The sequence below is a fragment of the Occallatibacter sp. genome (assembly GCF_049802275.1).
Taxonomy (GTDB): Bacteria; Acidobacteriota; Terriglobia; order Terriglobales; family Acidobacteriaceae; genus Telmatobacter.
Genome location: NZ_JBARMD010000054.1, coordinates 1 through 9,360 on the forward strand (window position 1 = coordinate 1; position 9,360 = coordinate 9,360).

Below are 9,360 nucleotides of genomic sequence, written 5' to 3' on the forward strand. Positions count from 1 at the left end.
GACCTTCGAGGCTCTTAACTATCTTGGCCATTATCTTGCGGGCGTGCCGGGCCGCAAGAATCTCATCTGGTTTGCAAGCTCGTTCCCTGTGATCATCTTTCCCTCCGCCGCTCAGCGCGAGAAAATGAAGCAGAATACCGAGATCCCCGGATATCTCGACAACGTGAGATCTACCGCTGATCTCTTCACCCTCTCGCGCATTGCCGTGTATCCCATCGACGCCGAGGGAATGATGACGGAGCACGTGGCAGAAGCCAATGTCGCGGGTCCCGGACCCAGCGGACTAGCAGGACACATAGGCAATCAGACCGACTTGTCGGCTTACAGCGCAGGTGCGTCGGAACGCGCCGATACGATGAACACCATGGAGCAACTCGCCTCCTCAACAGGTGGCAAGGCTTACTTCAACACCAACGATCTGAATGCGGCGATGCGCCACGCGATCAGCGACGGATCGAATTACTACACGGTTGGATATTCTCCTACACAGGGCAAGAGAGACGGATCTTACCGTCGAATTGAAGTGAAGATCGAAAAAGGAAAGTACAAGCTCTCCTACCGGCGTGGTTACAACGCCGACGATAGTCCTGCGTCCAGGTCAAACTCGGGTTCGAATCCCCTTGAGCCGCTTTTGCAGTTTGGAATGCCGAGTGCCACAGGAATCCTGTATGGAACTCGTGTGAACGCTGCCGACACCCAGCCTCCGCCCGATGCGAAGCGCGCCGGACAGAATGCGCAGCTCAAAGCGCCATTCACACGTTTTAATGTGGACTTCATCGTTCGCGAACAGGATCTTGTTATGCAGTCCGACGCCAAAGGGGAACGGAGCGGCAGAATTCTTCTTGGCCTGAAGGCCTACGACCGCGATGGCAATGCCGTCAACTGGGAGGGCGATGAAGAAGGCCTGGACTTCAGTCCGGAACAGTACAGCTCCATCCAGAAGAATGGGCTCCCAGTTCATCTTGAAATCGACCTCCCATCCCAAACAGGAGTGCACCTGGTGACCGCGGTCTATGACTGGAATTCCGGCAAAGCCGGGACTTTGAATATTGACCTGAGCGATGACTCGATCAAGCGTAGATAATCCATTCAATTGTTTCGAAGAGACGTTCGCAAATTGATCGGATTGCCGGTCTTCGTGGCGCAGTTGCTCAAGATCAGCTCGGCGTTTACGCCTCCGCCACCGGAAGGCTTCGTGAGCCCCATGACCTGGGGTGTGGATACGCACATTGTCGAGCGCTTCGGCAGCGCGGGAATTCCCCGAGAGAGAATCTCAATGACGCGGGAACACATTCCGCTTTGTCGCCGCGGACCAAAAGCCGGAACAGATCATCGGGATATTTCGGCGATTCTATGGGCCGACCGAACGCATATGAGGCTGCCGAGAAGAGCGGGAAAGTGGACGAGCTGCACACCCGGCTTGTGGAACTGGCTGAGTCGCAGAATACAGTCAACCATGGCAGCACCTCAATTTCTGCCACTTTTTTGAAGGTGAATGTCAGCGTTTGAGGCGTAATTGCGATAAAAAGAGTTGTGGAGTGTCGCCCAAATGAAGAAAAGAAGTGAAGCTCTCGCAGAACGTCTGGAGGCCGGCGCATCAGCACTGGCCTCCTTTGCATCCACTCTCACTGACGCAGAATGGCAGACTCGCGTTCCCAAGGACGGCCGGAAGATCGGCGTCGTGGTTCATCACGTGGCGAGTGTGTACCCGATCGAGATTCAACTTGCCCAGGTGCTCGCGGCCGGCAATGCAGTGACGGGTGTGACGTGGGATGTGGTGCACAAAATGAACCACCAGCACGGCGACACGAATGATGGAGTGACTAAGGAAGCAGCGCTCAGCCTGCTCGCGGCCAACAGCAGTGCGGCTGCGGCGGCCATTCGTGCGCTCAGCGATGAGCAACTGGATAACGCTGCGCCGCTATCGCTGAATAGCGATGCCCCGCTTACCTGCCAATTCATGCTGGAGGATCATGCGGTACGGCACAGCTACCATCATCTGGCAAAAATAAAGGCGGCGCTGGGACGTTAGAGCGCTCTCCTGTTGAGTCCGTCGCCGGGGCAACGATTGCACCGGCGACGGATTAAGTCTGAAGGCGTTCATACAAGCGCCCGTGACGAAGATCGGGCGCTATTTCAGCGCTCTTGATCGCTCGCGTCAACTGCTGGTGCCACGCCACGTCGCGCCACATGCCCACGAATTGCGGGCCGCAGAAGTTGCTGGTTGCGATTGCTAGCCAACGTCCAGAGGACGCGGCCCGGCGGGCGCCGATAGCGCAGAGATCTTTGACCCAATCCCATTTCAGAAGAGGCCAGTCCTTGTAGTCAACGATCGCCCAGCACTCGGTGGTGATGAGGGGCATCCTGATTTTGCGTGAGACTTCGGCGAATGCGTCGATTCCGTTCTCAAGCCCTTTCTGCCAATACTCGGGACGGGCTCGGTATACGTCCTCGGCTTTGAGGCTGAGGTTTGTGTAGCCCTTCGCGTCGAAGCGTTCGTAGGCGTACCCGGCCAGTTTGTAGAACTCTCCGCCGTTTTGCTGAACCATCCATATATGCGGATCCAGCAGGTCGAAGTCAGCCAGGTCGTGTTCGAGATAGCTCTGCGTATTGCCTGATGCGACTGAAAAGAACAAAGGCATAGCTGGATACTTCGCGCGAACCAGCGAAATTGCCTTCTGCATGTAGTCGAGGGATGCAGGCTTGTCCCAGTCGCCGTAGGTTAGCGGTTTCATGAAAGGAGCCCAGTCTGCGCCGGGCCACTCGTTGCAGAGGTCGGTATAGAGAATGGAATCGATCAGGCCGGCCTGTTCGATGAGGTCGAGGGTCTTAATCCAATTTGCGGCCATTATGTCGGGGCTGGTGATGGTCATGCGAGTATCGGCATCGTCTTTGCGATACCAGGTTGAGAGGCCGACTTTGATTCCGCGATCGCGGCACTTGCCGATGAATCGAAACAAGGCGGGCACGAGCACGATGCGATTCACGTCGGGCGAGCCCCACATCTGCGTATTCCATTCGGGCCACAGTGTCCAGGTTTTGTGGGGATCGGCCGCGAGCAGATGCGGGAAAGGGTCGATGCGCACCGCGTTGTAACCGCGTTCCTTTAATTCATCGAGAGCGCGATCCCAGTCTTCGTAACCGGCGCCGGGCCAGCGGCGCTCGATCCACGAGAACTCCCACATGGTGATGGCGCGGGGATGCCTGGCGGGGGATGGGAGCGCGTTGGCGTTTCGAACGACCGCCGCGGTTGCCGCCACTGCCATGGCTTCGCCCAGAAATTGCCTGCGATTCATATGGTTCTCCGGATTCGAGGCAAGGATACTACCGGGATCAGATGTCAGAGCGGCGGCTGAAGTAGTTTTCGCAGGCTGTGAAGACATGCCCTGATAGAAGACTCGCGGCTGAAGTAGTTTTTCACCTAACTGTGAAGTCATGCCTCTTCAAAGCAGCGAGTTTTTCCGCAAACTGTGAGACTCCACGATCCATCCGTCCCGGGATTGTCGGCGTCGTTGCTGCAGATCGCGAGGTGCTGTTCCTACTCGCCGAGGTGACGGCGGAGATCTTCGGGGTGGCTGCTATGGGCGTAGGCCGTATCGCGGGAGATGCGGTTATTACGGACGAGTTCAGCCAGGGACTGCTCCATGGTCTGCATGCCTTCAGAACGGCCGGTTTCAATGTTGGCTCTGAGCTGATGATCATCTCCACGGCGAATCAGATTGCGGATTGCACTGGTGGCCATGAGGATTTCAACTGCGGGATAGCGATCAGTTCCGTTGATTGCGGGCAAGAGACGCTGATGAATGACGGCCAGCAGGGCGAGTGAGAGCTGGCGCCGCATCTGGGATTGAAAACCTGAGGGGAAGATATCGAGGATACGTGAGACTGTCTGCGCGGCGTCGTTGGTGTGGAGCGAAGTGAGGACGAGGTGGCCGGTTTCGGCGGCGGTCAGGGCGGCGGCCATTGTTTCGCTGTCGCGCATCTCACCGATGAGGATAACGTCGGGATCCTGCCGCAGGACGGCGCGGACCGCCTGGGCAAATCCAGGGGTGTCCGCACCTACTTCGATTTGTTCGACGAGGGAGTGCTGGTTCGGCTGCTGAAATTCGATGGGGTCTTCGATTGTGATGATGTGATCGCGGCGCGTGTTATTGATGGCGTTGATGAGGGCCGCCATGGTGGAGGTCTTGCCGCAACCTGTGGCCCCGGTGAGCAGGATGAGTCCTTGTTTTCGTTCGGCGAGGACAGCGAGCGACTGCGGGAGATGAAGCGACTCGAGCGTGGGGATCTGGCTGGGAAGGACGCGGATCGAGGCTGCAATGGTTCCGCGCTGGAAGTGGATGTTTGCCCGAAATCTTCCGGCAGATCCACGTTCAAAGCAGAAGTCCAGACACTTCTGGTGATTCAACTCGTCGAGCCGGACGGACGAGAGCAGCGGCGTCAGCAGATGCCAGATGTCCTCGGCAGAGAGCTCGCCTCCAGCGAGTGATTTGAGTGCGCCATTCACGCGGAGTGTGGGAGCCGACCCGTTAACCATGATGATGTCAGAGGCGTTCAGTGCAAGCGCTTCTGACAAGAGGAAATCGATCAGCTCTGTGGTTTCCGCATGGGAATCGGTTGAGGTGTCTGGCTGACCGGCGGCCGGTAATGGTGTGTCTCTGTGCATACGGAATGAGGAAGCGGTCTGTGGAACCAGAGTTGCTTGTAGGACGCGTTCGCCGGGCATTTCGCTTACTGCTGTGAAGACTCTCCTGCATCCGAGGGGGGAGGCGAGGTGTCCGAGAGTTGAAGGCCCGGATCTCGGAGAAATCCGGGCCGGTGAAGCGTAGGGAGTGTGAATCAGTTACGGCACGAAGGCCTTGATGCGGACGTGCCACTTTGTGCTTTGGCCGGGCTTGAGGGTGACCATGCCGGTGTCCATGGAACCCCAGATCTTGCTGAAGGGGTCGGCGAAGTTGAACTGGTCTTCGATGGCGACGAAGTTCTTTGACGGGGGAGCGTAGGCCTGGATGGTCTTGATCTCGGGGGACACGCCCTCGATCTTTACCCCGTATTTGGCGGCCGGATCGGTCAGGGTTACGGTGACGACTCCATTCTTCCAGTCGAGGTGGCTCCAGTTATCGTCGTAGAAGTTCTTGTCGAGGGCTTTGCCGTCCTCGGCGCGCAGGTCATATTGCCCGGTGACAGGCACGAGCTTGCCAGTGGGAAAAACGTTGTCGTAGTTATCGACGGTTGCGAGCATGGAAGCGGGGACGTGCAGGCGAACCTGGGTGCGGTCGCCTGAGGGGATGTTGAAGTAGGGGTGCCATCCAATGGCCATGGGCTCGGCTTCGCTGCCGACGTTCTTAGCCACGACGACGGCGTCAACGGCATCAGCGGTCAAGGTGATGGTGAAATCGAGGTCGGTCTTGGAGAGCCAGTGGCCGCCGAAGTCGCCGGCGTGAATGACGCCCGTGACTTCTTTGCCACCGTGGATGTCCTTTTCGGTTACGTCGTCGGTTTTGGCCTTCAATATGAGGCCGTGCATGGCATGACGCTCTGCACCGGGATTTTTACCGATATTGTTTGCCGGCAGGGTGATGGTGTGGCCCTGCCACTCTGTGGTGAGGGTCTTGCCATCGGCAGAGAGCTTGCCGCGGATGCGATTGGGATAGGGCACGAGGAACGCGGAGCCGAGCCTGTAGGCAAGATCCCCATTGGCGTTGTCTTCATCGTCGAGCATTTTCTTAGCGCCTGCCAGGTCAGGCGAGGCGAGGACGTCGACGTTTCCGCGACCGGGGAAGTTGGCGGTGATCTGGAGCAATTCCATGCCGCGCCCCGGCATGACCGTGACGCTGGTGAATTCCGGCCTGGTCTTGCTGGTGACAGTGCGCGTGAGAGTGACAACCTTCTGGCCGCCGATCTCGGTGGGTGCCTGGGCTTGAGTGCTCATGACTACCCAGCTTGCCACAACGGCCAAAAAAAGGAAGGAAACAACACAGCTGCGAAGAGAAGACTTCATCTCAATCCATCCCTGAAACGCGTTCAGATTTTCCGCAAGCGCTTCAACGGCCGGGAATTCCCGGCGGATGTAAGCGTGTTCCGGAAGCGGCCTCATTCTACGACATCGGACGGCGGGAGCCGGGAAATGAACAACCCCACGCTGGAGTTCCGGATGTGGCGCCGTTGTTTCTGGCTTGGAGATTGTCCTTCTGTAAGCCCCTTAGACCCGAACCCTTAGCAAGATGTACTTCCGCGTTCAACGAAAGTCTCTCTCAGCGATCATCCCAAGAAAGTAACCATCCTGGAAACGAATTAGTGATATTGCGTCGAGTACCGGAAACGGTACAATTCGAGCGAATCAGTGGAACTCAATGTCGTTCAGAGCAGGTACGGTTCCCTTTGCAACTGCTCCGGTCTCCTTTTCAACGCACCGCCTCTTCGGGGCTGTACCCCGAGAAAGGTTCCCGGTCTGAATTATGCGCCCCCTGCATAGGTTGGCTCTTCCTTGCTTTGCCCTGGCGTTTCTCTCTGGAGTGTCGAGCGCGCAGAACACGGCGTCGAAACCCCTGATCGTTGAACGAGTGAACGAGAATCAACTGATCACGCTGAGGGGCAATGTGCCGCCTGCGGCGACCGCGAAGAATGACCGCGGTCGGGTCAGTCCCGATATGCGCATGTCAGGCCTGGTCCTGGTTTTGCGCCGCAGCCCGGAGCAGCAGGCAGCGTTCGACTCCTTTGTTGCGAGCCAGTACGACGCGACCTCGCCGAATTTCCATCACTGGCTTCAACCGGCGGAGGTTGGCGAAAAATTTGGTCCCGCGCCGACCGATATCGCGACTGTGTCTTCGTGGCTAGGGAGCCATGGTCTCTCTGTGGACGAAATTTCGCAGGATCGGATGACGATCCGGTTCGGCGGCAGCGCGGCGCAGGTGGAGGCGGCATTCCACACTGAGATTCACAACCTGCTGGTGAACGGGCAGCCGCACATCTCTAACATGAGCGACCCGCAAATCCCTATGGCACTGGACCCGGTGGTTCTGGGACCGAAGGCGTTGCATAACTTTAATCCGCGGCCATTGCACCGGCTTGGCGGCAAGGCGACACTCAATCCCGAAACAGGCAAGTGGCAGCGAGTGCAGACGCCCAATTTGGCAAGCGGCGGGGTGCGCCCGGATTTCGGAATTACAAACTGCGGCGGAAGTACCTGTCTTCTTGAGGATGTCGCTCCTTACGACTTTGCGACGATCTACAACGTTCTTCCGCTTTGGAACGCGAGCTCGCCTATTGACGGGACCGGGCAGACGATTGCGATTGCGGGAACAAGCGATGTGAGGACGACGGACGTCGCGACATTTCGAAGCACGTTCGGATTGCCGGCGGGAACTTTCAATACCATTCATAACCTTGAGGCCGGCACCGTTGATCCCGGCTATTGCACCGGAACCACAGGAAACTGCACGATCGATGATCAGATTGAGAATGCGCTGGACGTGGAGTGGTCGGGCGCAGTGGCGAAGGGCGCGACGATCGACCTGGTTGTGACGCAGTCGACCAACACGAACGATGCGGTCTTCGATTCCTCGCAATACGTGATTAACCATCTGACTGCACCGGTTCTCAACGTGAGCTACGGACTTTGCGAACTGTTTGAAGGAACGAGCGGAAACAACGCGTACAACACCCTCTGGCAGAGCGCATCGACGGAAGGCATCGCTGTTTTTGTGGCGACGGGAGACTCCGGATCGCCCTCGTGCGACCAGGGCGCGGCACAGAATGGCCCTTATGGGGCGCAGTTTGGACTCTCTGTAAACGGGCTGGCCTCGACCCAATACGACACGGCGGTTGGCGGAACGGACTTCAATTGGGGCTCGACCGCGGCTCCTTACTGGAACACGACGAATAACACAACGAACGGATCTACAGCGATTGGATACATCCCCGAATTTCCGTGGAATGACTCGTGCACGAATCCCCTCATCGTTTCGGAAATCAATACCGCACTGAAAACAAACCTATCAGCCAGCCAGATTTGCTACGAGCTTGCAGTAGGAACGATTACGACCACTCCTGAGCAGGCCGCCCTGGACCTCGTGAACTCAGTTGGAGGCTCGGGAGGCGCGAGCAATTGCACAGTCAACAGCACCACAAATTCCACGACGACTCCAAATCCAGCCAGTTGCTCCGGCGGATATCCCAAGCCGACCTGGCAGACTGGAGTCAGCGGCATCCCGACCGACAACTTGCGTGACATCCCCGACGTGTCTTTCTTTGCAGGTAACGGTTTTTTTGGGAGTGCATATCTGATTTGCGTTTCTGACATGGGCGCGTGTGTGACGTCTCCAACGGCGATGACTGAGCCAGCGGGCGAGATCGGCGGTACCTCGGCGGCAACTCCGGCGATGGCTGGTGTGATGGCGCTCATCAATCAGAAGGCAGGTTCCGCCCAGGGGCATCCGAATTCCGTTCTGTACGCATTGGCCGGGAAGCAAAACTATTCGAGCTGCACCACAGAGAGCGTGACCGCATCCAGCAGTTGCTACTTCAACGACATCGACACGGGAACGATCGCGATGCCGTGCGCAGCAGGCTCACCCAACTGCACGGTCGCTGCGACCGGAAACACGTACGGAGTGCTTACCGGATTTGCAGCAGGAGCCGCCTATGATGAGGCCACCGGTCTCGGATCGCTCAACGTTGCCAACGTCGTGAATGGGTGGAGCGGAACGACGACGGGGACGGCTGCGGCGACAGTAGGTGTCGTAGCGACGCCGTCGAGCTTCTCGAGTGCACAGGGAACGTCGGTCACGGTCACCGTGACGGGTTCGAGTGGCACGCCCACGGGCAACGTATTTCTGACGAGCGGAGCGTTTGGGTCGGCCACGAAAGCCCTTGTTGGCGGAACGGTCAACTTCTCGCTTTCTCCAGGCCTTCTCGCGGTGGGCACTGACACCCTCACAGCCAGCTACAGCGGCGATGCGACGTATGCAGCGACAACCGGGACGACTCAGGTGACTATCACGCAGGTGACATACTCACTTGGGGCAGGGGCACCCTCGCCCGCCTCCGTCGCTCGTGGAGGAACTTCTACTTCGACCATTACGGTATCGACGACAAACGGATATGTGGGTGCGGTGACACTGGCCTGCGCGCTGACTTCGTCACCAGCAGGCGCGTCGGACCTTCCCACCTGCGCGGTGGGCGGTTCAGGCGTGACCCTTTCGTCCACAACAACCAGCGGCACCGGCACCGTTACGGTCTCCACAACGGCGGCTACTGCGGCGATGAAGCGGCCCCGCATCGGCGGTTGGGGTGAGGCGGAAAGCGGAGCCGTACTGGCTTTGCTTGTCTTTTTCGGTGTCCCGGCTCACCGTCGCGGAT

General features: G+C 58.2%; 7 protein-coding genes. 4 read left to right on the top strand and 3 right to left on the bottom strand.

Annotation, left to right across the window (positions count from 1 at the left end):
* The 3 genes from WA354_RS01735 to WA354_RS01745 all read left to right on the top strand — a co-directional run.
* A partial coding sequence (locus WA354_RS01735) for a VWA domain-containing protein (protein ID WP_472811284.1) occupies positions 1-1,084 on the top strand: 1,084 nt, incomplete at its 5' end.
* 269 nt (positions 1,085-1,353) lie between these two features.
* Positions 1,354-1,509 carry a hypothetical protein gene (locus WA354_RS01740; protein ID WP_472811285.1) on the top strand — a complete coding sequence of 52 codons (156 nt, stop codon included), beginning with the start codon at positions 1,354-1,356 and terminating at the stop codon, positions 1,507-1,509.
* 40 nt (positions 1,510-1,549) lie between these two features.
* Entirely contained in the window at positions 1,550-2,032 is a 483-nt protein-coding gene (locus WA354_RS01745) for a maleylpyruvate isomerase N-terminal domain-containing protein (RefSeq protein ID WP_472811286.1), read from the top strand.
* 52 nt (positions 2,033-2,084) lie between these two features.
* Here the strand turns inward: WA354_RS01745 and WA354_RS01750 are convergent, their stop codons facing one another.
* From WA354_RS01750 to WA354_RS01760, 3 genes are all read right to left on the bottom strand, one after another.
* Positions 2,085-3,296: a cellulase-like family protein gene (locus WA354_RS01750; RefSeq protein WP_472811287.1), complete on the bottom strand. Its 1,212-nt coding sequence runs from the start codon at positions 3,294-3,296 to the stop codon at positions 2,085-2,087.
* Positions 3,297-3,538: 242 nt separating this feature from the next.
* A complete protein-coding gene (locus tag WA354_RS01755) occupies positions 3,539-4,666 on the bottom strand; it encodes a type IV pilus twitching motility protein PilT (RefSeq protein ID WP_472811288.1) in 1,128 nt (375 codons plus the stop codon).
* A gap of 177 nt (positions 4,667-4,843) precedes the next feature.
* Positions 4,844-6,097 (bottom strand): aldose epimerase family protein, encoded by a 1,254-nt coding sequence (locus tag WA354_RS01760; RefSeq protein ID WP_472811289.1) that lies wholly within the window; start codon positions 6,095-6,097, stop codon positions 4,844-4,846.
* Between the two features lie 361 nt (positions 6,098-6,458).
* Between WA354_RS01760 and WA354_RS01765 the strand changes: the two genes are divergently transcribed.
* Positions 6,459-9,360, top strand: a 2,902-nt coding sequence (locus tag WA354_RS01765) for a protease pro-enzyme activation domain-containing protein (protein ID WP_472811290.1), incomplete at its 3' end; no start/stop codon positions are given.

Coding starts and splice junctions, on each gene's coding strand:
- WA354_RS01740 (WP_472811285.1), top strand. CDS start 1,354: ATGGGCCGACCGAACGCATATGAGGCTGCCGAGAAGAGCGGGAAAGTG.
- WA354_RS01755 (WP_472811288.1), bottom strand. CDS start 4,666: ATGCACAGAGACACACCATTACCGGCCGCCGGTCAGCCAGACACCTCA.
- WA354_RS01750 (WP_472811287.1), bottom strand. CDS start 3,296: ATGAATCGCAGGCAATTTCTGGGCGAAGCCATGGCAGTGGCGGCAACC.
- WA354_RS01760 (WP_472811289.1), bottom strand. CDS start 6,097: ATGAGGCCGCTTCCGGAACACGCTTACATCCGCCGGGAATTCCCGGCC.
- WA354_RS01745 (WP_472811286.1), top strand. CDS start 1,550: ATGAAGAAAAGAAGTGAAGCTCTCGCAGAACGTCTGGAGGCCGGCGCA.